The 24,727-nt window shown below is 71.6% G+C and carries 21 protein-coding genes and 1 tRNA gene; 9 read left to right on the top strand and 13 right to left on the bottom strand.

Going from position 1 to position 24,727, the window contains the following annotated elements:
* Positions 1-23: 23 nt before the first annotated feature.
* The gene (locus tag KBB57_RS06115) at positions 24-626 is read right to left on the bottom strand and encodes a DNA-3-methyladenine glycosylase I (protein ID WP_290747655.1); all 603 of its coding nucleotides are present in this window, start codon (positions 624-626) and stop codon (positions 24-26) included.
* A gap of 120 nt (positions 627-746) precedes the next feature.
* On the opposite strand from KBB57_RS06115, the gene KBB57_RS06110 reads away from it, so the two are divergent.
* Positions 747-1,586: a transporter substrate-binding domain-containing protein gene (locus KBB57_RS06110; RefSeq protein WP_290747654.1), complete on the top strand. Its 840-nt coding sequence runs from the start codon at positions 747-749 to the stop codon at positions 1,584-1,586.
* Positions 1,587-1,630: 44 nt separating this feature from the next.
* On the opposite strand, the gene KBB57_RS06105 is transcribed toward KBB57_RS06110, so the two are convergent.
* From KBB57_RS06105 to KBB57_RS06085, 5 genes are all read right to left on the bottom strand, one after another.
* Positions 1,631-2,014 (bottom strand): PRC-barrel domain containing protein, encoded by a 384-nt coding sequence (locus KBB57_RS06105; protein WP_290747653.1) that lies wholly within the window; start codon positions 2,012-2,014, stop codon positions 1,631-1,633.
* A gap of 37 nt (positions 2,015-2,051) precedes the next feature.
* Positions 2,052-3,314, bottom strand: a complete 1,263-nt coding sequence (clpX, locus tag KBB57_RS06100) for an ATP-dependent Clp protease ATP-binding subunit ClpX (RefSeq protein WP_290747652.1) — start codon at positions 3,312-3,314, stop codon at positions 2,052-2,054.
* Between the two features lie 158 nt (positions 3,315-3,472).
* On the bottom strand, positions 3,473-4,102 hold the full coding sequence (gene clpP / locus KBB57_RS06095) for an ATP-dependent Clp endopeptidase proteolytic subunit ClpP (protein WP_290747651.1): 630 nt from the start codon (positions 4,100-4,102) through the stop codon (positions 3,473-3,475).
* Between the two features lie 284 nt (positions 4,103-4,386).
* Positions 4,387-5,739 (bottom strand): trigger factor, encoded by a 1,353-nt coding sequence (tig, locus tag KBB57_RS06090; protein ID WP_290747650.1) that lies wholly within the window; start codon positions 5,737-5,739, stop codon positions 4,387-4,389.
* 25 nt (positions 5,740-5,764) lie between these two features.
* Positions 5,765-5,849 (bottom strand) — tRNA-Leu (locus tag KBB57_RS06085).
* 344 nt (positions 5,850-6,193) lie between these two features.
* Between KBB57_RS06085 and KBB57_RS06080 the strand changes: the two genes are divergently transcribed.
* The 4 genes from KBB57_RS06080 (at position 6,194) to KBB57_RS06065 (ending at position 10,673) form a co-directional block, all read left to right on the top strand.
* The gene (locus KBB57_RS06080; protein ID WP_290747649.1) at positions 6,194-6,532 is read left to right on the top strand and encodes a P-II family nitrogen regulator; all 339 of its coding nucleotides are present in this window, start codon (positions 6,194-6,196) and stop codon (positions 6,530-6,532) included.
* 51 nt (positions 6,533-6,583) lie between these two features.
* On the top strand, positions 6,584-7,993 hold the full coding sequence (glnA, locus tag KBB57_RS06075; protein WP_290747648.1) for a type I glutamate--ammonia ligase: 1,410 nt from the start codon (positions 6,584-6,586) through the stop codon (positions 7,991-7,993).
* A 107-nt stretch (positions 7,994-8,100) separates the two neighbouring features.
* Positions 8,101-10,152, top strand: coding sequence for a tetratricopeptide repeat protein (locus KBB57_RS06070; protein WP_290747647.1), 2,052 nt, complete (start codon positions 8,101-8,103; stop codon positions 10,150-10,152).
* Positions 10,153-10,163: 11 nt separating this feature from the next.
* Positions 10,164-10,673: a GNAT family N-acetyltransferase gene (locus KBB57_RS06065; protein ID WP_290747646.1), complete on the top strand. Its 510-nt coding sequence runs from the start codon at positions 10,164-10,166 to the stop codon at positions 10,671-10,673.
* Between the two features lie 161 nt (positions 10,674-10,834).
* Here KBB57_RS06065 and KBB57_RS06060 read toward each other — a convergent pair whose 3' ends face one another.
* Positions 10,835-11,257, bottom strand: a complete 423-nt coding sequence (locus KBB57_RS06060; RefSeq protein WP_290747645.1) for a MerR family DNA-binding protein — start codon at positions 11,255-11,257, stop codon at positions 10,835-10,837.
* A gap of 73 nt (positions 11,258-11,330) precedes the next feature.
* On the opposite strand from KBB57_RS06060, the gene KBB57_RS06055 reads away from it, so the two are divergent.
* Together KBB57_RS06055 and KBB57_RS06050 are read left to right on the top strand one after the other, a co-directional pair.
* Entirely contained in the window at positions 11,331-13,790 is a 2,460-nt protein-coding gene (locus tag KBB57_RS06055) for a heavy metal translocating P-type ATPase (RefSeq protein WP_290747644.1), read from the top strand.
* Between the two features lie 563 nt (positions 13,791-14,353).
* Positions 14,354-15,340, top strand: coding sequence for an AraC family transcriptional regulator (locus KBB57_RS06050; RefSeq protein ID WP_290747643.1), 987 nt, complete (start codon positions 14,354-14,356; stop codon positions 15,338-15,340).
* 393 nt (positions 15,341-15,733) lie between these two features.
* Here the strand turns inward: KBB57_RS06050 and KBB57_RS06045 are convergent, their stop codons facing one another.
* The 3 genes from KBB57_RS06045 to KBB57_RS06035 form a co-directional block, all read right to left on the bottom strand.
* Positions 15,734-17,041: an FAD-binding oxidoreductase gene (locus KBB57_RS06045; protein WP_290747642.1), complete on the bottom strand. Its 1,308-nt coding sequence runs from the start codon at positions 17,039-17,041 to the stop codon at positions 15,734-15,736.
* On the bottom strand, positions 17,041-18,384 hold the full coding sequence (locus KBB57_RS06040; protein ID WP_290747641.1) for a glutamine synthetase family protein: 1,344 nt from the start codon (positions 18,382-18,384) through the stop codon (positions 17,041-17,043). The genes KBB57_RS06045 and KBB57_RS06040 overlap by 1 nt, the downstream gene beginning before the upstream one ends.
* A gap of 73 nt (positions 18,385-18,457) precedes the next feature.
* On the bottom strand, positions 18,458-19,066 hold the full coding sequence (locus KBB57_RS06035; RefSeq protein ID WP_290747640.1) for a class I SAM-dependent methyltransferase: 609 nt from the start codon (positions 19,064-19,066) through the stop codon (positions 18,458-18,460).
* Between the two features lie 63 nt (positions 19,067-19,129).
* Here KBB57_RS06035 and KBB57_RS06030 point away from each other — a divergent pair, with 63 nt between their 5' ends.
* Positions 19,130-20,059, top strand: coding sequence for a choline/ethanolamine kinase family protein (locus KBB57_RS06030; RefSeq protein ID WP_290747639.1), 930 nt, complete (start codon positions 19,130-19,132; stop codon positions 20,057-20,059).
* A 132-nt stretch (positions 20,060-20,191) separates the two neighbouring features.
* Positions 20,192-21,859 (top strand): Na/Pi cotransporter family protein, encoded by a 1,668-nt coding sequence (locus tag KBB57_RS06025; RefSeq protein WP_290747638.1) that lies wholly within the window; start codon positions 20,192-20,194, stop codon positions 21,857-21,859.
* Between the two features lie 795 nt (positions 21,860-22,654).
* Here the strand turns inward: KBB57_RS06025 and KBB57_RS06020 are convergent.
* The 3 genes from KBB57_RS06020 to cyoC all read right to left on the bottom strand — a co-directional run bounded on the left by KBB57_RS06020 (position 22,655) and on the right by cyoC (position 24,727).
* A complete protein-coding gene (locus KBB57_RS06020) occupies positions 22,655-23,365 on the bottom strand; it encodes an SURF1 family protein (RefSeq protein WP_290747637.1) in 711 nt (236 codons plus the stop codon).
* Between the two features lie 313 nt (positions 23,366-23,678).
* The gene (gene cyoD, locus KBB57_RS06015) at positions 23,679-24,104 is read right to left on the bottom strand and encodes a cytochrome o ubiquinol oxidase subunit IV (RefSeq protein WP_290747636.1); all 426 of its coding nucleotides are present in this window, start codon (positions 24,102-24,104) and stop codon (positions 23,679-23,681) included.
* The gene (gene cyoC / locus KBB57_RS06010; protein WP_290747635.1) at positions 24,101-24,727 is read right to left on the bottom strand and encodes a cytochrome o ubiquinol oxidase subunit III; all 627 of its coding nucleotides are present in this window, start codon (positions 24,725-24,727) and stop codon (positions 24,101-24,103) included. Before cyoC ends, cyoD begins: the two co-directional genes overlap by 4 nt.

The raw sequence follows: 24,727 nt of genomic DNA, 5'->3' as shown, positions 1-24,727 counted from the left end.
CCCGGGTCCAGTCACCGGTCCGGTCAGGCGGGCGGCGTGAACGTCCGCCGCGCCGCCGCGACCTCGGCATGGGCGAAGCAGCCGGGGTCGTGGTCGTTGACGAGCCCCATCGCCTGCATGAACGCATAGACCGTGGTCGGCCCGACGAACTTCCAGCCGCGCTTCTTCAGCTCCTTCGACAGCGCCGCCGATTCCGGCGAGGTCGCGCGCACGCCCGCCTCCGAGGCAGGGGGCGCCGCCTCGTAGCGCCAGAAGAACGCCGCCAGCGAGCCCTCGCGGTCGCGCATCTCCAGCGCGCGGGCAGCGTTGTTGATCGTCGCCTCGATCTTGCCGCGGTGTCGGATGATCCCGGCGTCGCCGAGAAGCCGCTCCACGTCGGCCGGGCCGAACCGCGCCACCCGCTCGAAGTCGAAGCCCTCGAAGGCGCGGCGGAAGTTCTCCCGCTTGACGAGGATCGTCCGCCACGACAGCCCGGACTGGAACCCCTCGAGGCAAATCTTCTCGAAGAGCCGCCGGTCGTCGGCCACCGGAAAGCCCCATTCCGTGTCGTGATAGGCCGGGAACTCCGCCTCCGCGCCGGCCCAGCGGCAGCGCGCCACCCCGTCCGGTCCCGTCACCGCAGCCATAGCCCCTCCGTCCGGCCGTTTCGTTCGCTTTTGTTCCGCTGGCGCCGCGCCGTCAAGGATCGTTCCGCGGGGCGCGCGATCGTGCTAGTCTCGGGCCAAGAGAAAACGGGGGAAATCTCGATGCGCGTGGTTCCGACGCTTTGCGTCGCCATCGTCTTGTCCGCCACCTTGTCCGCCGCGCCCGCGCTTGCCGGGCCGGCGCTCGACCGGATCCGCGACAGCGGCATCCTCGTCGGCGCCACCGATCCGGCCTGGCCGCCCTATTCCTGGCGTGAGCCGATCGGCGAGTATGCGGGGTTCGACGTCGACGTGACCCGCGAGATCGCGTCGCGGCTCGGGGCGCGCGCCGAGTTCGTCACGCCGCCCTGGGAGGAGCAGGTCGCCGGCCAGTGGGGCGACGGCTGGGACGTCGCGGTCACCGAGATGACGCCCACCGCCGACCGCGCCGCCCGTCTGGCGTTCCCGGCGGTCTACGCCTACGGCTTCGCCGCGCTCGCCGTCCGCACGGACGACCCGCTCGCCACGGTGGAGGAGGCGTCCGGTCGCAAGATCGCCGTGCTCGAGGACACCATCTTCGACATGTATCTCCGGCATCAGGACATGGGCGTCCAAGGCTCGCCCCCGGTGACGTGGCGCATCGAGAACCCGGAGATCATCGCCTATGCGGTGACCGGCCCGAACTACCTCGCGCTCTCCGAGGGTCGCGTCGATGCGCTGATCGACGACCGCGTCGCCATCGAGGGGCAGATCGCCCGCGGCCGCGCCATCCGCATCGTCGGCGAGCCGCTGTTCTCCGCCCCCGCGGCGGTGGCCATCGCGCAGGGCGACCCCGAACTCGCCGCCGAGCTCGCCCGCATCGTCGGCGAGATGCGCGCCGACGGCACGCTGCGCGACCTCTCCATGCGCTGGTTCGGCTTCGACGCCAGCGTGCCGCCCGCCCTCGTCACCGCCCGGAAATGAGAGCGGGGCCGAAGGGCCCCCGCTTGGCTGGCCGAAGGCCCGCGTCAGTGATGATGCTCGGGCAGGGCCTTCGCGTCATCCTTGGTCATGGCGGTCGTCGCGTGTACGTCGCCGTTCTCGTCCCGCATGAAGTTCAGCTCGCTGACCGCGATGGCGACCGGCCTTGCGCCGATGCCGAGGAAGCCGCCGACATCGACGATGACCTCGCTGCCGGGGCCGGCTCCGTGGACGTGCGAGACCGTGCCCACCTTCTCGTCTCCTGGGCCGTAGATGACCGCGTCGAGAAGGTTCGCTTCCGTGAGATCGCCCGTCGCGAGCGGTCGGTGTGCCGAATGGTCCATGGCCTGGCGGTTCCCGTCGTTGCGTTGTGAGACGACAACGCGGCGCGCCGGCGCCCGTTCCGGAAACGAGAAGGGCCCGGCCGCCATCGGCGCCGGGCCCCTGGAACTCTCGTCTGCCGGACCGTCAGGAGGCCGAGGCGGAGCCTTCCTTGCGATCGACATAGATCAGGAGCGGCTCGCCCTTCCTCAGGATGCACTCCTCGTTGACCACCACCTCGGCGACGCCCTGCATCGAGGGCAACTCGAACATGGTGTCGAGGAGAACCTCCTCGAGGATCGAGCGCAGGCCGCGGGCGCCGGTCTTGCGGTCGATGGCCCGCTTGGCGATGGCGCGGAGCGCGTCCTCGGTGAAGGTGAGCTTGACGTCCTCCATCTCGAAGAGGCGCTGGTACTGCTTGATCAGCGCGTTCTTCGGCTCGGTGAGGATCTTGATCAGCGCATCCTCGTCGAGGTCGGTCAGCGTGGCGAGCACCGGCAGGCGGCCGACGAACTCGGGGATCAGCCCGAACTTCAGCAGATCCTCGGGCTCCAGCTCCTGGAAGAGCTCGCCCACCCGCCGCTCGTCGGCGTCCTTCACGTCCGCACCGAAGCCCATCGCCGAGCCGCGGCCGCGCTGGGCGATGATCTTGTCGAGCCCGGCGAAGGCGCCGCCGCAGATGAAGAGGATGTTCGTGGTGTCGACCTGGAGGAACTCCTGCTGGGGGTGCTTGCGGCCCCCCTGCGGCGGCACAGAGGCGACGGTGCCCTCCATGATCTTCAGGAGCGCCTGCTGCACGCCCTCGCCCGAGACGTCGCGGGTGATCGACGGGTTGTCCGACTTGCGGCTGATCTTGTCGACCTCGTCGATGTAGACGATGCCGCGCTGCGCCCGCTCGACGTTGTATTCCGCGGCCTGCAGCAGCTTCAGGATGATGTTCTCGACGTCCTCGCCGACGTAGCCCGCCTCGGTCAGCGTCGTCGCGTCGGCCATGGTGAAGGGCACGTCGAGGATGCGGGCGAGCGTTTGGGCGAGCAGCGTCTTGCCGCAGCCCGTCGGGCCGATCAGCATGATGTTCGACTTCTGCAGCTCGACGTCGGTGTTCTTCTGGGCGTGGTTCAGCCGCTTGTAGTGGTTGTGGACCGCCACCGACAGCACGCGCTTCGCCACCTTCTGGCCGATGACGTAATCGTCGAGGACCTTGCAGATCTCCTGCGGCGTCGGCACGCCGTCCGACGACTTGACCAGATTGCTCTTGGTCTCCTCGCGGATGATGTCCATGCAGAGCTCGACGCATTCGTCGCAGATGAACACGGTGGGACCCGCGATCAGCTTGCGAACCTCGTGCTGGCTCTTGCCGCAGAACGAGCAGTAGAGGGTGTTCTTCGCGTCGCCGCTCGTCTTGCTCATCGTCCGCCTCCGGCTTTCGCCCTCAAGTTCCCGCACGCTCCCCGATCAGGATCGCGGCGCCGCACGCGACGCCGACCATAGGACATGCATGTCGCGGCAATTACAAGTCCCGAAGCGCCGGCGTTCACGGGCCGGCGCCCGGTCCGTCAAGGGACGGCTCAGGCAGCCTTGGCCTCGCCGAGCGGACGCTTCTCGACGATCTCGTCGATCAGCCCCCATTCCTTGGCGTCCTGCGGCGTCATGAACCGGTCGCGCTCCAGCGCCTGCTCCACCGCCTCGTAGGTCTGGCCGGTGTGCTCGACGTAGATCTGGTTGAGCCGCTCCTTGAGCGCAAGCGTCTCGCGGGCGTGGATCATGATGTCGGTCGCCTGGCCCTGGAAGCCGCCCGAGGGCTGGTGGACCATGATCCGGCTGTTCGGCAGCGAGAAGCGCATCCCCTTCGCGCCGGCGGTGAGCAGGAGCGAGCCCATCGACGCGGCCTGGCCGACGCAGAGCGTCGAGACCGGCGGGCGGATGTACTGCATCGTGTCGTAGATCGACAGCCCCGACGTCACCACGCCGCCCGGGCTGTTGATGTACATCGAGATTTCCTTCTTCGGGTTCTCGGCCTCGAGGAAGAGGAGCTGCGCCACGATCAGCGTCGACATGCCGTCATGGACCGGGCCGGCCACGAAGATGATCCGCTCCTTGAGCAGCCGGGAATAGATGTCGTAGGCGCGCTCGCCCCGGGCGGTCTGCTCGACCACCATCGGCACGAGGGTCATGTAGGTATCGACCGGATCTTTCATCGGGTCCTCGTTCCTTGTCCGGCGGACGAGGCCGTCGTCCCGGCGCCGCCGCTTCCGCGTTTCCTCAGCGCCCCGACACGACGCGCAACCTGCCAGATATTCCTCCCGCCGCCCGCCTACAAGACGTCGCGGCCCGGCCGGCGTCGCTCAACCTGCACGAGAACTCCGGCGACCACAAGATCGGATAAAGCTCACCCGGACCGTGGCCCGAAACGGACCGGGCGGCGCCAACCCGCGCCGCCCGGCATCAACCTGCGTAGGGCACAGGGGCCCCGCCCGCGACGTCAGACCTCGACGACGGTCTGCACGTCCTCGTCGAGCGCCTCGACGGCCTTCTGCAGCTCGTCCTTGGTCACGCTGCGGTCGGCCAGCGCGGCCAGCGTCAGGATGTGGTCGACGACCTTCTCCTCGAAGATCGGCGCGCGCAGCTGCTGCAGCGCCTGCGGGTTCTTCTGGATGAACTCCACGAACTGCCGCTCCTGCCCGGGATACTGCCGGGCTTGGGCGATCACGGCGCGCTGCATCTCCTGATCGGTGACGCCGACGTTCGCCTTGGTGCCCACGTCCGCGAGCAGGAGCCCGAGCCGCACCCGCCGCGCGGCGAGCTTGCGGTGCTCCTCGGTCGGCGAGATCGAGCCGTGGTCGTGGCCGTGGTGGTCGGGATGCTCCTCGTGCCACAGCTGGTGGGCGATCTGGTTCGCCTCGACGTCGACGAGGGTGGGCGGCAGGTCGAAGCCAACCCGCTCGTCGAGGGCGTCCATCAGCCGCCGCTTCAGCACCGCGCGCGAGGCCTGGCCGTACTCGGCCGAGAGCCGGTCGCGCACCTGCGCCTTCAGCGCCTCGAGGTCGTCCGCGCCGAAGCGCGTCGCCAGCTCGTCGTCGATCGGGGCGGGCTTCGGGGCCTTCACGCCCTTGACCGTGACGGCGAAGACCGCGTCCTTGCCGGCGAGATGCGGCGCGCCGTAGGCCTCGGGGAAGGTCACCTTCACCTCGACGTCCTCGCCCGCCTTGGCGCCGACCAGCTGCTCCTCGAAGCCGGGGATGAACCCGCCCGAGCCGAGCACCAGGGGGAAGTCCTCCGCGGCGCCGCCCTCGAACTCGACCCCGTCGATCGAGCCCTTGAAGTCGATCACCACCTGGTCGCCGTCCTTGGCCTTCGAGCCCTTCTTGCGGTCCTCGAAGACGCTCGCCGACTTCGCGAGGTTCTCCAGCGCCTCGGTCACCGCGTCGTCGTCGATCTCCGCGACCAGCCGCTCGAGCTCGATGCCGGAGAAGTCCACCGCCGGCACCTCGGGCAGCGCCTCGTAGGTCATCGAGACCTCGACGTCGTCGCCCTCCTTCCAGCCCTCGTTGGTCATCTTGACCTCGGGCTGCAGGGCCGGGCGATCGCCGGTCGCCTCGAAATGGTCGCGCACCGCGCTGTCGATGGCGTCCTGCATGGCCTCGCCGAGCACGGACTTGCCGAACATCTTCTTCATCAGCGCCGCCGGGGCCTTGCCCTTGCGGAAGCCCTTCATCTGGAAGTCCTTGCGGGCCTCCTCGAGCTTCGCCGTCACCTTGGCCTCCAGCTCGGACGCCGGCACCGTGATGGCGTAGCCCCGCTTCAGGCCTTCGTTCAGGGTCTGCGTGACCTGCATTCCGTCTTCCTCGTCGCCTCGAATCTGGTGCGGGCGGAGGGTCTCGAACCCCCACGCCTTTCGGCGCCAGAACCTAAATCTGGTGCGTCTGCCAATTCCGCCACGCCCGCGGACGGGACCCGCCGCGGCCCCGGCTGAGGGGGCTTCCTAGCAGAGGCCCGAAGGGCGCGCGAGCGAAAAAAGCCGCGGCACGGACGCGGCCGCCCGTCGCCTCCGCCGGACCCGGCCGCGGGCGCCGCGGCGCGCTGCGGAGCCGCCGGCGCCGAGGGGAGGCCTTCACGACCTGCCCCTTGAATATGCAGATTGACTAATTTTCGCACAATGTTCAGAGATTCCCGGCCGCCGGTCGCGCAGCGCGCCGGGGGCCGAATTGCAACCCCCCGGTCAAGCTGGTCACAAGGCCTGACTTCGGAAGACCGGTCTTCACCGACCCAAGGCAGGGAGCCCGCCGCTCATGAAGAAGATCGAGGCGATCATAAAGCCGTTCAAGCTCGACGAGGTGAAGGAGGCGCTCCAGGAGATCGGCATCCAGGGCCTCAGCGTCACCGAGGCCAAGGGCTTCGGCCGCCAGAAGGGCCATACCGAGCTCTACCGCGGCGCCGAGTACGTCGTCGACTTCCTGCCGAAGGTGAAGATCGAGGTCGTGCTTCCCGACGAGCAGGTCGACGCCGCCGTCGAGGCGATCATCAACGCCGCCAAGACCGGCAAGATCGGCGACGGCAAGATCTTCATCGTGCCCGTCGAGCAGGCGATCCGCATCCGCACCGGTGAGGAAGGCAACGACGCCCTCTGACGCCGCCCGCGTTCCGAACCAAACGAAGCCCACAAGCACCAGGAAACCCAGATGGCCGACAAGAACTCGGTTCTCCAGCAGATCAAGGACGAGGAGATCGCCTACGTCGACGTGCGCTTCTGCGACCCGCGCGGCCGGCTCCAGCACGTCTCCGTCATCTCCGACATCGTCGACGAGGACTTCTTCGACGAGGGCTTCATGTTCGACGGCTCGTCGATCGCCGGCTGGAAGTCGATCGACCAGTCCGACATGAAGCTCATGCCGGACCCGTCCTCGGTCTATGTCGACCCGTTCTACGCCGAGAAGACGCTCTGCGTGCATTGCACCGTGCTCGAGCCGGACACCAACGAGCCCTATTCCCGCGACCCGCGCGGCACGGCCCAGAAGGCCGAGGCCTACCTCAAGTCCTCCGGCGTCGGCGACGCCGCCTATTTCGGCCCTGAGGCCGAGTTCTTCCTCTTCGACGACGTCCGCTACCAGGTCGCCCCCAACAAGGTCAGCTTCCAGATCGACGCGGTCGACGCCGCCTGGAACACCGACACCGAATACGAGATGGGCAACATGGGCCACCGGCCCGGGGTCAAGGGCGGGTATTTCCCGGTGAACCCGACCGACAGCGCCCAGGACATCCGCGCCGAGATGCTCTCGACGATGAAGCGGATGGGCATGAAGGTCGACAAGCACCACCACGAGGTGGCCTCGCCCCAGCACGAGCTCGGCCTGATCTTCGGCGGCCTGACCGAGCAGGCCGACAACATCCTGAAGTACAAGTACGTCATCCAGAACGTCGCCGCCGCCTACGGCAAGACCGCGACCTTCATGCCGAAGCCCTACTACGGCGACAACGGCTCGGGGATGCACGTCAACATGTCGATCTGGAAGGGCGGCAAGCCGCTCTTCGCCGGCGACAAGTACGCCGACCTCTCCCAGGAGGCGCTCTGGTACATCGGCGGCATCCTGAAGCACGCCAAGACCCTCAACGCCTTCACCAACCCGGGCACCAACAGCTACAAGCGGCTGATCCCCGGCTTCGAGGCCCCCGTCCTGCGCGCCTACTCCGCCCGCAACCGCTCCGGCTGCGTCCGCATCCCGTGGACCGAGAGCCCGAAGGCCAAGCGCGTCGAGGCCCGCTTCCCCGACCCCTCGGCCAACCCCTACCTCGCCTTCGCCGCGCTCCTGATGGCCGGCATCGACGGCATCAAGAACAAGATCGACCCGGGCGAGCCCTCGGACAAGGACCTCTACGACCTGCCCCCGGAGGAGTTGGCCGCGATCCCGACGGTCTGCGGCTCGCTCCGCGAGGCCCTCGAGTGCCTGGCCGCCGACCACCAGTTCCTGCTCGCCGGCGACGTCTTCACCAAGGACCAGATCGAGGGCTTCATGGCCCTGAAGTGGCAGGAAGTCTACGCCTTCGAGCACATGCCGCATCCGATCGAGTACCAGATGTACTTCTCCTGCTGACGCCTTCCCGCGTCGGAAATCCGAGGGGCGGCGCATCGCGCCGCCCCTTTCCGTTCCGGGCCGTCCTCGTCTACCCTCGGCGCCGCCGCCCCCGCCGAGGTCCCGCGATGCCCGCCCTGACCGTCACGAGCTTCGCCGCCTTCGCCAACCTCGTCGTCGCCGGCTGCAAGCTAGCGACGGGCGAAAGCCCCGTAGACCGACTCAAGGCCCTCGCCGACATCGCCACCGGCGCCAAATCCCTCGACATGGCCTTCCGCGCCACCGGCCTCGCCGCCGTCTCCGCCGGGATGGCCCGCGTCGCCGAGGACCACGCCCGCCGCGCCACCCATCCCGGCCCCGCCCGCGACGACGCGATCGCGCTCTTCTGGCAGGTCGCCCCCGCCGCCTTCGCCGACCCGTCCGTCTTCGCCGCCGCCCACCTTGACCCCGCCCTCACCGCCGACCGCATGGTCGCCGCCATCAAGGCCTCCCCCCACGCCCGCGACTTCTCCGCCACACCCCTCCCCGAGCAATTCTTCCGCGCGGTCGCCCTCGCCACCCTCCGGGTGATGTTCGATCGGAAGGACGTGGTGGACGCCCTCTCCCCCGCCCTCTGGCGCGTATCGCTCCAGACCACCGCCGCGATCAAGGACGATACCGGCGCAATCCGGGAGGATACGTCCGAGCTCCTCGCACTGATGCGCCGCATGGCCGGAACGCAGGAAGCCGAGGCCGCTCACGCCGCAGGCGTCACTCAGGAGAACATCCTCCTCCTCGCCCGGCGCATCGCCCCCGATGTCCCCGACCTCGAGGGAGCCTTCGCCGAGTTGAAACGCGCCGTGGAGATCGCCGCCGAGGTCCAGACCCGGGGCCATGCAGGCTCCAACACCGGTGACTTCGTCGACGCGGTCCTCGCCCGCATGGCCGCCCTCTCGGCCGAGGGCCGGGACGACGAGGCCGCCGCCGAGGCCGACCGCGCCTTCGCCGAATGGCAGGAGCGCCAGCAGCTCGAACGCCAGAAGGGCCACGCCCTCCTCGAAGCAGGTCTCCGCGCCGACCTCCTCCGCCGCGACGCGCGGTCGGCGGCCCGGCGCATCGTCCAGCGCATCGAGATCGAGACGCCCGATCCGGCGTCGATATTCGACGCCCTACGGCGCGAACGGGACGAATGGTACGTCCGCGGCCGGGACAAGGCCCTCAACCTCGACCTCGACGTTTCGATCGAGCTCGCCCGGCTTTCGGTCGGCCGCGCCAAGGATCGGGATCAAACCGGCGCGGGACTGAACAAGCTCGGCCATGCGCTCGCGAGGCTCGGCGCGCGCGAGAGCGGCACGGCGCGACTGGAGGAGGCGGTCGCCGCCTACCGCGCCGCGCTGAAGGAATACGCCCGCGACCGCACGCCGCTCGACTGGGCCCGGACCCAGAACAACCTCGGCGCTGCGCTCCGGACGCTGGGCGCGCGCGAGAGCGGCACGGCGCGGCTGGAGGAGGCCGTCGCCGCCTACCGCGCCGCGTTGGAGGAATACGCCCGCGAGCGCGCGCCGCTCGACTGGGCCCGGACCCAGAACAACCTCGGCGCTGCGCTCCGGACGCTGGGCGAGCGCGAGAGCGGCACGGCGCGGCTTGAGGAGGCCGTCGCCTCCTGCCGCGCCGCGCTGGAGGAATACCCCCGCGACCGCACGCCGCTCGACTGGGCCCGGACCCAGAACAACCTCGGCGCTGCGCTCCGGACGCTGGGCGAGCGCGAGAGCGGCACGGCGCGGCTGAAGGAGGCCGTCGCCGCCTGCCGCGCCGCGCTGGAGGAGCGCACCCGCGACCGCACGCCGCTCGGCTGGGCCATGACCCATAACAACCTCGGCGCTGCGCTCCAGACGCTCGGCGAGCGCGAGAGCGGCACGGCGCGGCTGAAGGAGGCCGTCGCCGCCTACCGCGCCGCGCTGGAGGAACGCACCCGCGACCGCATGCCGCTCGACTGGGCCATGTCCACCGGCAACCAGGGCGTTGCGCTCAGGCTGCTCGCCGAGCGGACCTCGGACGCCGCAATGGCGAAGCTGGCGCTCGACCAGATCGTCGCGGCCGAGGCGGAGATGCGCGCCGGCGGCCACCTCGTCGGCGCCGACTTTTGCGCCGCCCAGATCCCGGAAGCGCAAGTGCTGGCCGCGCGCCTGGCCGCGCCCTGACCGACATCGCCATGAGCCCTTACCCGACCCTCCGCGCCGAGGCCCCCGCCGACCACGCGTCCATCCGCGCGCTCACCGACGACGCCTTCGCCGGCGCCGCCCATGCCTCCGGCACGGAGGGCGCCATCGTCGACGCCCTGCGCGAGGCCGGGGCGCTCGCGCTCTCCCTCGTCGCCGAGGAGGGCGGCGCGATCGTCGGCCATGTCGCCTTCTCCCCCGTCGCCATCCCGGGGGCGGCGGGTTGGTTCGGCCTCGGCCCGGTCGCGGTCCGCCCCGACCGGCAGGGCCGGGGCATAGGCGCCGCGCTGATCCGCGACGGCCTCGCCCGGCTGGAGGCCATGGGCGCGCAGGGCTGCGTCCTCCTCGGCGACCCCGGCTACTACCGCCGCTTCGGCTTCGCGCCCGATCCCCGCCTGCGCTTCGAGGGCGCGCCGCCCGAATACTTCCTCCGCCTCGCCTTTCCCGGCGCGGCGCCGGCGGCAGGCGCGGTCGCCTTCCATGCCGCCTTCCACGCGGCCTGACGTTCGTTAACCCCTCAATCCCGACAATTTCTGTAGCAAACCGGATTCCAGCCGCTTTCCAGCCCGATTCCAGCCACAGCAAAACGCCGTAAACCTCTCTCCCTTTGACGCATTCCCGTCTGCGCCAAGGCGACGTGCTCAAAAGGACCAGATCGACGGCTTCATGGCGCCGAGCGGCCCGGGCGGCGGGCGCGGGGGGCCGGGCGGGAGAGGCCGTCGAGGATGGCGCAGTCGGCGCGGGCGTCGCCGTGGCAGCGGCTGACCAGCGGCGCGAGGGCGGCGCGCATGGCGGCGAGCTCGGCGATCTTGCGGTCGATCTGGGCGAGGTGGGCCTCGACCAGTTGCTTGACGTCGGCGCTGGCGCGATCGGCGTCCTCGTTGAGCGCCATGAGCGCGCGGCATTCCTCGATCGAGAAGCCGAGCGAGCGGGCGCGGCCGAGGAAGGCGAGGCGGTCAACGTCGGCCTCGGCGAAGGCGCGGTAGCCGTTGGCCCCGCGGCGGGGCCGGACGAGGCCGATCTCCTCGTAGTAGCGGATCGTCTTGGGGGGCAGGCCGCTCCGCTCCGCCACGTCGCCGATGTTCATCGTCCCGCCCCTTGACCTTCCAGTTGCTGGAAACCGCATATGGGGCAGGCAACGGGAATTTGCGAGGCCTGCCATGGATGCGTCCACCCTTCCGACCGAAGCCGTCGTGCGCGATCCGGTCTGCGGCATGGTCGTGGATCCCGCGGCCGGCAAGCCGACGCACGAGCACGGGGGCCGGGTCTTCCACTTCTGCTGCGAGGGCTGCCGGAAGAAGTTCGCGGCGGAGCCGGAGGCGTGGCTGGCCGCGGCGGATCCGGTCTGCGGGATGAAGGTGGACCGGGCGAGCGCGCGGCATTTTGCGCGGGTGGCGGGGGAGAAGCATTATTTCTGCTCGGCGCGGTGCCGGGAGCGGTTCGAGGCGGATCCGGCGGCCCATGCCGCGGGGCGGCCGGCGCCGGCGGCGATGCCGGAGGGGACGGTCTATACCTGCCCGATGCATCCGGAGATCGAGCAGGTCGGGCCGGGGGATTGCCCGATCTGCGGCATGGCGCTGGAGCCGAAGGGGGTTCCGGCGGCGGATGCGGGGCCCAATCCGGAGCTGGTCGACTTCCGGCGGCGGTTCCGGGTGGGGGCGGCGCTGACCGTGCCGCTGGTGCTCATCGCGATGGGGCCGATGGTCGGGCTGCCGGTCGGGGCGTGGCTGGGCGGCGCGGCGCGGTGGCTGGAGCTGGCGCTGGCGACGCCGGTGGTGCTGTGGTGCGGCTGGCCGTTCCTGGTGCGGGGCTGGCGGTCGTTCCGGACGTGGCGGCTCAACATGTTCAGCCTGATCGGGATGGGGGTCGTCGCGGCCTATGGCTTCAGCGTCGTGGCGACGCTGGCGCCGGGGCTGTTCCCGGACGGGTTCCGCGACCACCACACCGGGCAGGTCGGGGTCTATTTCGAGGCCTCGGCGGTGATCGTCGTGCTGGTGCTGCTCGGGCAGATGCTGGAGCTCGGGGCGCGGGAGCGGACGGGTTCGGCGATCCGGGCGCTGATGGACCTCGGCGCGAAGACGGCGCGGGTGGTGCGGGCCGACGGGAGCGAGGCGGAGGTTCCGCTCGAGGCGGTCGTGGTCGGCGACCGGGTGCGGGTGCGGCCGGGCGAGAAGGCGCCGGTGGACGGCGTGGTGGTCGAGGGGCGCTCGGCGGTCGACGAGTCGATGCTGACCGGCGAGCCGGCCCCGGTGGAGAAGGGGCCGGGCGACCGGGTGACCGGGGCGACGATCAACGGGACGGGGACCCTGGTAATCGAGGCGGAGCGGGTCGGGCGCGACACGGTGCTGGCGCAGATCGTGGAGATGGTGGCGGCGGCGCAGCGGTCGCGGGCGCCGGTGCAACGGGTGGCCGATGCGGTGGCGGCGTGGTTCGTGCCGGCGGTGATCGCGGTGGCGGTCGTCGCCTTCGTCGCCTGGGCGGTCTGGGGACCGACGCCGGCGCTGGCCTACGGGCTCGTCGCGGCGATCTCGGCGCTGATCGTGGCCTGTCCCTGCGCGCTGGGGCTGGCCACGCCGATGTCGATCATGACGGCGACGGGGCGGGGGGCGCAGGCGGGGGTGCTGGTCCGCGACGCCGCGGCGCTGGAGGGGCTCGCGGGCGTCGACACGCTGGTCGTCGACAAGACCGGGACGCTGACCGAGGGTCGGCCGGCGCTGGCGGCGGTGCTGCCGGAGGCGGGGTTCGGGGAGGCGGAGGTGCTGGCGGTGGCGGCGGCGCTGGAGCGGGGCTCGGAGCATCCGCTGGCCGAGGCGATCCTGCGCGGGGCCGAGGCGCGGGGCGCGCTGCCGGAGGCGGCGGGGGACTTCGAGGCGGTGACGGGCAAGGGGGTGCGGGGCGTCGTCGGCGGGCGGTCGGCGGCGATGGGGAACGAGAGCCTGCTGGCGGAGCTCGGGCTCGCCGCGCCGGCCTCGGCGGAGGCGGACGCGCGGCGGGACCGGGGCGAGACGGTGATGTACCTCGCGGTGGACGGGCGGCTCGCCGGGCTGGTCGCGGTGGCGGACCCGGTCAAGGAGACGACGCCGGCGGCGCTGGCGGCGCTCAGGGGGCTCGGGCTTCGGATCGTGATGGCGACCGGCGACGGCGAGCGGACGGCGCGGGCGGTGGCGGCGCGGCTCGGGATCGAGGAGGTGCGGGCCGGCGCGCTGCCGGAGGACAAGGCGCGGCTGGTGCGGGAGCTGCAGGCCGAGGGGCGGCGGGTCGCGATGGCGGGCGACGGGGTCAACGACGCGCCGGCGCTGGCGCAGGCGGATGTCGGGATCGCGATGGGGACCGGGGCCGACGTGGCGATCGAGAGCGCCGGGATCACGCTGGTGAAAGGCGACCTGCGGGGGATCGTGCGGGCGCGGCGGCTGGCGGCGGCGACGATGCGCAACATCCGGGAGAACCTGTTCTTCGCGCTGGTCTACAACGCCGCCGGGGTGCCGATCGCGGCGGGGGCGCTCTATCCGTTCCTCGGGATCCTGATCTCGCCGATGTTCGCGGCGGCGGCGATGAGCCTGTCCTCGGTCTCGGTCATCGGCAACGCGCTGCGGTTGAGGCGGGTGAGGCTCGACGGATGAGCGAGCGTGTCCACGCGTGAACAGGGGTCAAGCCATTGATTTTACGTGATGCGATGCACGAACATGCACGTTTCTGCACGATCTTGCCGGGTTTGTTCCGACGCCAGGGGAGTGACGAATGCGGTGGGGACGGCGCGCGCCGGGGCGACCCGGACGACCTGCGGGCGGCCGGCAGCCGTGGGGGGACCGAGGGGGGCGGCGTCCTTCGGCCAGGACATGTCCGGCATCGGATGAGGCGGCCGTGGGGGGCCGGAGCCCGGTCGGCCTCCCTGTCCTTGCCGGGCGATTCGCTCCGGAAACCGGGCGTGACCGCGCCGTCCCTTGCACGGCCCGCGGCCGATCCCCGCCATCGCGGCGGATCGGCGCGTCGGCCGCGGCCGGCGGCGACGCTCTCCCATCTTCGCAAGTCACGACGACGCGCGTTGCCACCTCGACCACGGCGGTCGTAGACTTTCGCATCGGCGAGGCTGGTTCGCCGCTGCGAAGTCAGGGCGCGCTTGTTCCAATCCGCTTCTCATTTTGCGCCACAACCCGCGCGGCTGCCGCCGGGTCGGGCGGCGTCGATGATCTCGGTGACGGCGCTGGCCGGCGTGCCGGCGCTGGTGCGCGAGAGCTTCGGGGAGAAGGTGCTCCAGCACGCCAACCGGGCGGCGATGCTCGACATCGAGCTGATCGAGGACCGCGACTGCTTCATCCCGCATGCGACGATGACGGCCTTCCTCGCCGAGGTGGAGCGGCGGTCGGGCGAGGACGTCGGCCTGCTCTGTGCGCCGCACCTGAGCCTCGGGACCTACGGCTGCTGGGGCGAGTACGTGCTCGGCGGCGCGACGCTCGGGGAGGCGACGGGGCGCGCCGCCGCGGGGATCGGCTATCACAGCCGCGGCGACCGGGCGGCGCTGTCGGTCCGGGGCGGGGTGGCGCGGATCGCCTATCTGAGCGCGGCGCGGGGGCGGCCCGGCTATGCCCATGTGGCCACGGGCGCGGCCGGAGTGATCGTCAACCTCTGCCGGAGCTGGGCGCCGCCGGGGTGGCGGCCGCTCGGGGTCGAGCTCGACATTCCGCGCCCCGCCGCGCCGGGCCGGTACGAGGAGGCGTTCGGTTGCGCGGTGCGCTTCGACGCGCCGGCGATCGCCGTCCGGTTTCCGGCGAGCCTGCTCGCGGCGGAGCGGGCGGCGAGCGCGGCGGGCCGCCGGGTGCTGACGCTGGCCGACGTCGGGCGGGCCCGGCTGGAGCCGGCGAGCCGGGACGACCTCATGGGCGTGGTGACGGCGCATGTCTGGTCGCAGGTGCTGGCCGGGGCGGTCTCGCTCGACGCCGTCGCGCAGGCGATCGACGTCAGCACGCGGACGCTGCAGCGGGAGCTGCGCCAGCGCGGCACGGACTTCCGCAGCCTCCGGGACGCGATCAGGATGCAGCGCGCCCGGGAGCTGCTGCGGGGCTCGGGGATCCCGGTCACCGAGATCGCGGCGGAGCTCGGCTATTCGACGCCGTCGAACTTCGCGCGGGCGTTCCGCAAGGCGGTGGGGGTGGCGCCGGACGCGTTCCGCTGAGGGGGGCGGGGCCTTTTGCTGCCGGGCTCGCTTGATCTGTTCCGTTTGGCCGGCGGAATCGACAGGTCCGGGCGTGCCGAAGTTGATCGGGGGAGAATGACGGAGTAAAGAGAATTGCGGGCGTGCCTGCCTGTGCCCGGAATTTGCGCGCAAATATATTTCGAAATATTTTGAATATGAACGGTAAAAATCATTGCATCGTTATCAGCGCCGCATTTCGCGGCGCCGTGCGACTCACTTCGAGGTTCCGCCGTCCCTGCTCCGGCCGCTCCGCGTCGAGCCGGGTGACATGCGCATGTCACCCGGCGGGCGGCGTCGCGGGACGGACCTTGCCGCTCGGGAGGGGCGGCGACGCGGGGAGGGAAGGTCGGGAGCTGAACGCCGAAGCTGGTATCACACGCCGAGGCGGTCGCGGAGGCCGTACCACCACGAGCCCATGACGGAATAGGGGACGCGCAGGGCCTGGCCGCCGGGGAAGGGGACCCAGGGCATCGCGGCGAAGACGTCGAAGCGGGACGTGTCGCCGTCGATCGCCTCGGCGAGGATGCGGCCGAAGGCGTGGGTGCCGGTGACGCCGTGGCCGCTGTCGCCGTGGCCGAAGTAGACGTTGGCGTTCAGGCGGCCGATCTGCGGGACGCGCGTGTAGGAGAGCGCGAAGTTGCCGCTCCAGGCGTAGTCGATCTGCACGCCGCGGAGCTGGGGGAACACCTTGTCGAGGTTGGGGCGGAGCTTCGCCACGATGTCCTTCGGGTCGGTGCCGCCGTAGACGGTGCCGCCGCCGAAGAGCAGGCGCTTGTCGGCGGAGAGGCGGTAGTAGTCGAGGATCCAGCGCACGTCCTCGACGCAGGCGTCGCCCGGCAGCAGGGACTGCGCGAGCTCCTCGCCGAGCGGCTTCGTCGCCATGATCTGGGTCGAGACCGGCATGACCCTCGGGGCGAGCGCCGGCACGACCGCGCCGAGATAGGCGTTGCCGGCGAGGACGAGGATGCGGCTGGCGATCGAGCCCTGGGCGGTGCGCAGGACGGGGCGGGGCGCGGCGACGTCGGCGGCGATCACCGGGGAATGCTCGTAGATCACGCCGCCGTTCCGCTCGAGGGCGGCCGCCTCGCCGAGGGCGAGGTTCAGGGGGTGGATGTGGCCGCCGGTATGGTCGACCGCGCCGCCGACGTAGAGGTCGGAGCGGACGTAGTCGCGCAGGCGGGCGCGGTCGAGCAACTCCTGGTTGCGGAGGCCGAAGCTCTCCCACACCGCGATGCGCTCGCGCAGGCCGCGCAGGTGCGCCTCGGTGAGCGCGACGAAGACGTTGTCGTTCTTGAGGTCGCAGCGGATGTCGTAGTCGCGGACCCGGGCGCGGATGATCTCGCCGCCTTCCTGGACCATGCCGGCGACGAAGCTGGCGGCGTCGCGGCCGTAGCGGCGCTCGATGGTCTGGAGGCTGGCGTTGAAGCCGTTGACGATCTGGCCGCCGTTGCGGCCCGAGGCGCCCCAGCCGACGCGGGCGCCCTCGACGACGGCGACGCGGTAGCCCTTCTCGGCGAGGTGGAGGGCGGTCGAGAGGCCGGTGTAGCCGGCGCCGAGGACGCAGACGTCGGTCTCGAGGTCGCCGCGGAGCGGGGGGCGGTCGGGCGCGGGGTTGGCGGAGGCGGCGTAGTAGCTCGGCGCGTGGGCGCCGTCGCCGGCGTAGGACGGGGCGGCGGCCATCACACCACCTCGAGGTAGCTGTGGTACTCGAAGTCGGTGACGTTCTCGGAGAAGCGCCGCAGCTCCTGGCGCTTGCATTCGAGGAGCATCCGCTGGAGGCGGCGCGAGTAGATCTGCGGGATGTGCGGGCCGTCCTCGAAGGCGTCGAGGGCGGAGGCCCAGTCGGGCGGGAGCTGCGGCAGGTCCTGGGCGTAGGCGTTGCCGGCGATGGGCGCGGGCGGGGCCAGCTCCTGCTCGATGCCGATCAGCGCGCCGCCGAGGACCGAGGCGAGGACGAGGTAGGGGTTGGCGTCGGCGCCGGCGACGCGGTGCTCGATGCGCCGCGCCCGCGGCGAGCCGCCGGGGATGCGGATCGAGACGGTGCGGTTCTCGTAGCCCCAGGCGACGGTGGTGGGCGCGTGGGCGCCGGGGCGGAGGCGGCGGTAGGAGTTCTCGTGGGGCGCGAAGGTGAGCGCACATTCCTGCATGGTGGCGAGGAGGCCGGCGACGGCGTGGCCGAGGACCGGAGTTCCGGCGTCGCCGCCGTCGTCGAAGACGTTGCGGCCCGCGGCGTCGAGCAGCGAGAAGTGGACGTGCATCCCGCTGCCGGCGCGGAAGCCGTAGGGCTTGGCCATGAAGGTGCCGGCGAGCCCGTGCTGGCGGGCGATGCCGCGGACCAGGCTCTTGAAGTGGACCGCGTCGTCGGCGGCGCGGAGCGCGTCGGGGACGTGGGTCATGTTGATCTCGAACTGGCCGGCGCCGTTCTCGGAGATCGCTGCGTCGGCCGGGATGCCCTCGACGGCGCAGGCGGCGTAGATGTCGTTCAGGAGCGCGTCGAAATGATGCAGCTCGTCGAGGGAGAGCACGCCGTCGGAATCGAGCCGCTTCCCGGAAAGCGGCGAGCGCGGCGGCTGCGGCGTGGTCTCGGTCGGGTCGACGAGGTAGAACTCCAGCTCGACGGCCACGACCGGGGTGAGGCCGAGGCGGCGGTAGCGCTCGACCACGGCGGCGAGCGCCCGGCGCGGGTCGCCCTCGAAGGGGCGGCCGTGCTCGTCGGACATCCAGTAGTGGACGAGGCCCGAGGGCTTGCTGGTCCAGCTGATGTCGAGCGGGTCGCGCCCGGTGGGCTCGCAGACGCCGTCGGAATCGCCGGTCTCGAAGACGAGGCCGCTGTTCTCGATGTCCTCGCCCCAGATGTCGACGTTCATGATGGAGAGCGGCATGCGGAGGCCGCTCGCGCCGAGCTTGCGGGCGCTCGCGACCGGCAGGCGCTTGCCGCGCAGCTGGCCGTTGAGGTCGCAGACGCAGGCGAACACGCTCTCGATGTCCGGCCGCTCGTCGAGCCAGGCGGCGATGTCGACCATGTTCCCGGGATCCCTCTGGTTTCCGCCCTGTCTAGCCGGGGCGCGGCGGTTTTGCACGCCTGTCGGGCGCGGGTCAGCTGCCGGGGACGCGGAGCGCGACGGCGCGGGTGGGGACCTGGTCGTCGCTGCCGGGCATCGAGTGATAGGGCGGGGTCTCGTCGAGGAGGGCGAGGCCGAGGGCGGCGATGCGGGCGGCGAAGGCGGGCCAGATCGTCTCCTTGACGGTGAGGACGATGACGCCGCCGGGCCTGACGGCGCGGGCGAGCGCGTCGAGCCCCTCGGCGCCGACATGGCCGGTGGTGAAGACGCCGGTGGCGATGGCCGCGGCGTAGGCGCCGTCGGCGAAGGGGAGGGGGCCGCCGAGCGCGGCGCGGTGCAGCGCGCGGTAGCAGCCCTTGCGGCGGGCGACGGCGAGCATCCCCTCGGAGAGGTCGAGCGCGTCGGCGACGGGGAAGCCGACGAGGCCGAGCCATTCGCCGACGAGCCCCGTCCCGGCGCCGGCGTCGAGGACGGGCGCCGCACCGCGGGGCGCGTGGCGGGCGAGGAGCGCGAGGCCGATCGCCGGATGGCGGTAGCCGAGGCGGCGCATGTCGGCCTCGTAGCCCTCGGCCCAGTCGTCGTAGGCGCGCGTGATCTCGGAGGCGCTGGCGGCGCCGTAGACGGCGTCGAGCTTTTCGGTCATCGGCTTCCCTCGCGATTGACGCCGCGCCCGGCATCATACTCACTCCGCGGGGAGGAGGACCAGATGGAGCCAGAGCAGGAGCTGGAGCCGGCCGCGGCCCTCGCAAGCATTCCGGGCCGGGAGCGCCTCGCCGGCGCGCCGGTGGCGCGGCTCGGCGGGCTGACGAACCGGGTCTTCCGGGTGGGCGAGGGCGCGGAGGCGGTGGCGCTGCGGCTGCCGGGCAGGGGGACGGAGGCCTATATCGACCGCGCCGCCGAGGCGGTGAACGCCCGGGCCGCGGCGGCGGCGGGCGTGTCGCCCGAGGTGCTGCATTTCGGCGCGGACGGGGTGATGCTGACGGCCTACGTTCCCGACGCCGCGACGATGACGCCCGAGCTCTTCGCCGCGCGGTCCGGCGCGGTGGAGCGGGCGGCGCGGGCGTTCCGGCGGCTCCACACGACCGCGGCGCCCTTCGCGGGCCGGTTCGAGCTCTTCGCGATGATCGACGAGTATCTCGGCCATCTCGACCGGCTGGGCGCGAGCCTGCCGGAGGGATACCACGACGTGGTGGCGGAGGCGGGCCCGGTGCGGGCGGCGCTGGCGGCGCGGCCGGCGGCGCTCGCGCCCTGCCACTGCGACCCGCTCTGCGAGAACTTCCTCGATGCGGGCGACCGGATGTGGATCGTCGACTGGGAATACGCCGGCAACAACGACCCGATGTGGGATCTGGGCGATCTCTCGGTGGAGGGCGGGTTCGACGCCGGCATGGATGCGCGGCTGCTGGCCGCCTATCTCGACCGCGCGCCGACGGCGGCCGAGGCGGGGCGGATGACGATCTACAAGGCGATGTGCGACCTCCTGTGGACGCTCTGGGGCCTGATCCAGCACGCGAACGGCAATCCGGCGGACGATTTCTGGGCCTATAGCCTCGGGCGATTCGAGCGCTGCCGGGCGCTGATGGCGGATCCGCGCTTTGCGGAGGCCGTGGCGGCGGTGGCGGCGGGGCGGGACTGATCGTCGCGCCGGGAGGGGCCTTGCGGCCGGCTCCGCTGCGGCGCAATATTACAGTTTCATGACACGCGTGGCCGCATCCCTCCTCTTCTCCGCCGTCCCGGCCTGCGCCGGGCGCGGGCGGCTGCGCCGGCGATGAGCGGGTCGGTCGTCCTGCTCCACCTCGCCGGGGCGGTCGCGCTGATGCTCTACGCGACGCGGATGACGCGGACCGGGGTCGAGCGGGCCTATGGCGAGCTCCTGCGGCTGCGGCTCCGGCGGGTGATGGACCGGCCGGCGATGGCGGTGCTGGTGGGCGCGGGGCTCGCGCTCGCGATGCAGAGCTCGACGGCGGTGACGCTGCTCGTGTCGTCCTTCGCCGGCTCGGGGGTGGTGGGCGGCCTTTCCGGGCAGCTCGCGGTGCGCGGGGCCGAGGTCGGCTCGTCGCTGGCGGCGAAGGTGCTGACCTTCGATCTGTCGCTCGTCGCGCCCGCGGCGCTCGTCGTCGGGACGACGCTCTTCATGGCGACGGAGCGGCGGGCGTTCCGGCAGGTCGGGCGCATCCTCGTCGGGCTCGGGCTGCTGCTCCTGTCGCTGGAGATGATCGGGGCGGCGTCGGAGCCGCTGCGCGAGAGCCGGGCGCTGCCGGGGGTGGCGGCGTATTTCGCCGGCGATCCGGTGACAGCCTACCTGATCGCGGCGGTGGTGACGTGGCTCTTCCATTCGTCGATCGCGGCGATCCTGCTCGTCGCGACGCTGTCGCGACAGGGGCTGGTCGCGCCGGATCTGGGGATCGTGCTGGTGCTGGGGGTGAACCTCGGCAGCTCGGTGATCGCGCCGATGCTGACGCGGGCCATGCCGCCGGCGGCGCGGGTGGTGCCGATCGGCAACCTGCTGATGCGGGGGCTCGGGTCGCTGGGGATGCTCGGGCTGTTCCTCGCCTTCCATCCGGGGCTCGGGTTCCTCGGCGCGGATGCGGCGGGGCGGGTGACCAACGCGCACCTGGCGTTCAACCTGGCGATCCTGGTGCTGGGCCTGCCGCTGTCGCGGCTGGTCTTCGCGGCCTCGTCGCGGCTGGTGGCGCTCGGCGCGCCGGCGGGGCCGAAGGAGGCGCTGGCGGCGCCCGAGGTCTCGGCCCTCGACGAGGCGGCGATCGGGCGGCCGTCGCAGGCGCTGGGGAATGCGACCCGCGAGGTGGTGCGGACCTGCGAGATCGTCGAGGTGATGCTGCGGGGGATCATCGAGCTCTACGAGGACGCGGACGACGAGCGGATCCGGGCGCTCGCGGCGCTCGACGACCGGCTGGACCGCAAGCATGCGGCGATCAAGCTCTACCTCGCCAAGCTCGACCCGGCCGCGTTGAGCGAGGCCGAGGCGGCGCGGCGGGAGGAGCTGCTCGGGGCCTGCATAAAGCTGGAGCAGGTGGGCGACATCATCGTGCGGAACCTGCTGGCGCTGGTGCAGAAGAAGCGCAAGCACGGGCTGGAGTTCACCCATGACGGCTGGGACGAGCTGGTGCGCTTCCATGCCGCGGTGCTGGCGACGGCGCACATGGCGTTCAACGTGCTGGTGTCGCGCGACCTGGAGACGGCGCGGCAGATCGTCGAGGACAAGGACCGGCTGCGCGACCTGGAGCGGGAGAGCAGCTCCAGCCATTTCGGGCGGCTGAGCGAGGGGGAGGCGCGGAGCCTCGAGACGAGCACCATCCATCTCGACACGATCCGCGACCTCAAGCAGATCAACTCGCTCCTCGCGGCCATCGCCTATCCGGTGCTGGAGGAGCGGGGGCTCTTGCGGGGCTCGCGGCTGCGGGCGGCGCGCTGAGCCGGGCGTCCCGGGCCGGGTGTTCACGCGTGAATATTCGCTAAGCCGTTGATTTTGCTTGAGTGGTTAATGTGGGCTTATCCGCTCGGGCACTGCACGACGGTGGAGAGGAAGCCCGGCCGGAAGCAGGTCGCGACGGTGACGACAGACGGATTTGACGCGTGGCAAATCCGTCCGCGATCGCCCCTGCGGGGGGCGAGCGCGATTCCGCGCTCGCCGGGGCGATCACGGCCGGATTGCGCGCGACGGGGAAATCTGCGCCCCCCACGGCCTCCGCGCCAACGCGCTCCGGCCGTCGGCGCGGCGAAAGCCGTGCTTTCGCTTGTCGCGCCGCAGCCTCGCGGGCAGAGCCCGCTTCGGTCGGGGCGAGCGCCGCAGCCTCGGGCGGCGACCGGCTCCTGTCGTGTAGTGTGATCCGCTCGGACACTGCACGACGGTGGAGAGGAAGCCCGGCCGGAAGCAGGTCGCGACGGTGACGCCAGACGGATTTGACGCGTGGCAAATCCGTCCGCGATCGCCCCTGCGGGGGGCGAGCGCGTTGCCGCGCTCGCCGGGGCGACCACGGACGGATTGCGCGCTACGGGGAAATCTGGACCCCCCACGGCTTCCGCGCCAACGCGCTCCAGCCGTCGGCGCGGCGAAAGCCGTGCTTTCGCTTGTCGCGCCGCAGCCTCGCGGGCGGAGCCCGCTTCGGTCGGTCGGCTATCGGCTTCATATCGTTCGGTCCATGGCGGTCGGCGCTCGCGCGCGCGCCCCGTGGATCCGGCAGGGCAGGCGGTGTGCAGTGTGACCCGCTCAGCCGCCCGGCGGGCGGCGGCGGGCGTAGAGGGCGAGGGCGGCGAGGCCGGCGGCGAGGGCGAACCAGGTCAGCGCGTAGCCGAGATGGGCGTTGCGGAAGCGCACCACGGTCAGGCCGCCGAGGGGCAGGCCGCCCGGGTTGGGCGTGGCGTCGGCGTCGATGAAGTAGGGGGCCGGGTCGAGGACGCCGCGCGCGGCGGCGATCGCGGCGACGTCGCGCGAGAACCAGCGGTCGCGGGCGGGGTCGTTGGCGCGGAGGAAGCCGCCGCCGGGCTCGCCGAGGCGGAGGAGGCCGGCGACGCGGACCTCGCCCTCGGCCTGGCCGGCGGGGCGGGTCGCCGGGTCGCGGCGGTCGGCGGGGACGAAGCCGCGGTTGACGAGGATGGTGGCGTCGCGGGTGGCGAGCGGCGTGACGATCCAGTAGCCGCGGCCCGCTTCGGTGACGGCGAGGACGGCGGTCTCGCGGTCGTGGAGGAAGCGCCCAGTGGCCTCGACGCGGCGGTACTCGTCGGCGGCGCGGGTGAGCCCGCGCCAGGCGTCGGGGCCGGGGGCGGGGACCGGGTCGGCGGCGAGGCGGGCCTCGACGCGGGCGATCAGGTCGAGCTTCCAGGCGCGGCGCTCGACCTGCCAGACCCCGAGGCCGAGGAAGAGCGCGATCGCGGCGAGGACGGCCGCGCCGGCGACGGCGCCGCGGGTGCGGGAGGTCATGCGGGGCGCGCCCGATCCGTTCCGGCGGATCGTCGTGCTGCTGGAGCCACTCGAATGACATGACGCGTGTGCGCCGGGAAAGCCAGGATCTGCGCAAGGTGACGAAGGCGCATCGGGATTGGCGCGCAAATATATTTCGAAGTATTCTGAATATGAGCGGTGGAAATCATTGCATCGTTGGCGGCGCCGCATTTCGCGGCCCCGGTCGACTTACTTTGCAGTTGCGCCGGTCCTGCCCCTGCGGCTGCGCGTCGAGCCGGGAGACATGCGCATGTCTCCCGGCGGGCGGCGTCGCGGGAGCACCCTCGCCGCCTCACTCCGCCACGGGCGCGGCGACCTCCGCGTGGGCGCCGTCCATCCCGGGCATCATGTTCCGGTTGAGGTGGAACACCACCCAGAGCGAGCCGGCGAGCGTGATGACGACGAGGACGATGGTGAAGATCGTCGAGAGCAGCAGCCAGCCGTCCTCGGCCTTGGGGGTCATGTGCAGGAAGTAGATCATGTGGACGAGGATCTGCGCCACGGCGCAGAAGAGCACGATCGCGGCGGTGTAGCCGGGGCTGGGGATCAGGCGGGTCATCACCAGGATGAATGGGATCGCCGTCAGGACCACCGCGAGCACGAAGCCGGTCATGTACTCGCGGTAGGTGCCGTGCGGCATGGCGTGGGAATCGTGCTCCTCGCCGTGCGCGCCATGGGCGTCGTGGCCGGGAGCGGTGTCGGTGTGGCCGGCGCTCATCGCAGCACTCCCAGCAGGTAGACGAAGGTGAAGACGCCGATCCAGACGAGGTCGAGGAAGTGCCAGAACAGCGACAGGCAGCTGATCCGGCGCTGGTTGGCGGCGATCAGGCCACGGCGGCGGACCTGCACCATCAGGGTGATCAGCCAGACGATGCCGAAGGTGACGTGCAGCCCGTGGGTGCCGACGAGCGCGAAGAAGGCGGAGAGGAAGCCGGAGCGCTGCGGCCCGGCGCCCTCGTGGATCAGGTGGGCGAACTCGTAGAGCTCGACCGCGACGAAGCCCGCGCCGAAGGCCCCGGTGATCGCCAGCCATTTCAGGGTGTTCTTCTGGTCGCCTTGATACATCGCCAGCATGGCGAAGCCGTAGGTGATCGAGGAGATCAGGAGGAGCGTGGTGTTGAGCGCGACGATGGGGAGGTCGAAGAGGTCGCGGGGCCCGGGGCCGCCGGCGAGGCTGCCGCCGAGCGCGCCGTAGGTGGCGAAGAGCACCGCGAAGATCAGGCAGTCGCTCATCAGGTAGATCCAGAACCCGAGATGGGTGGATCCGCCTTCGGGATGGTGCGGCTCCTCGCGGAGGTGGAACTCGACCGGGGCGCCGGGGGCGTGGACGGGTGCGCTCAT

The organism is Amaricoccus sp. (assembly GCF_017993425.1).
Taxonomy (GTDB): Bacteria; Pseudomonadota; Alphaproteobacteria; order Rhodobacterales; family Rhodobacteraceae; genus Amaricoccus.
Note: the sequence above shows the minus strand (reverse complement) of the source record. Positions and strands in the feature narration are given on the sequence as shown.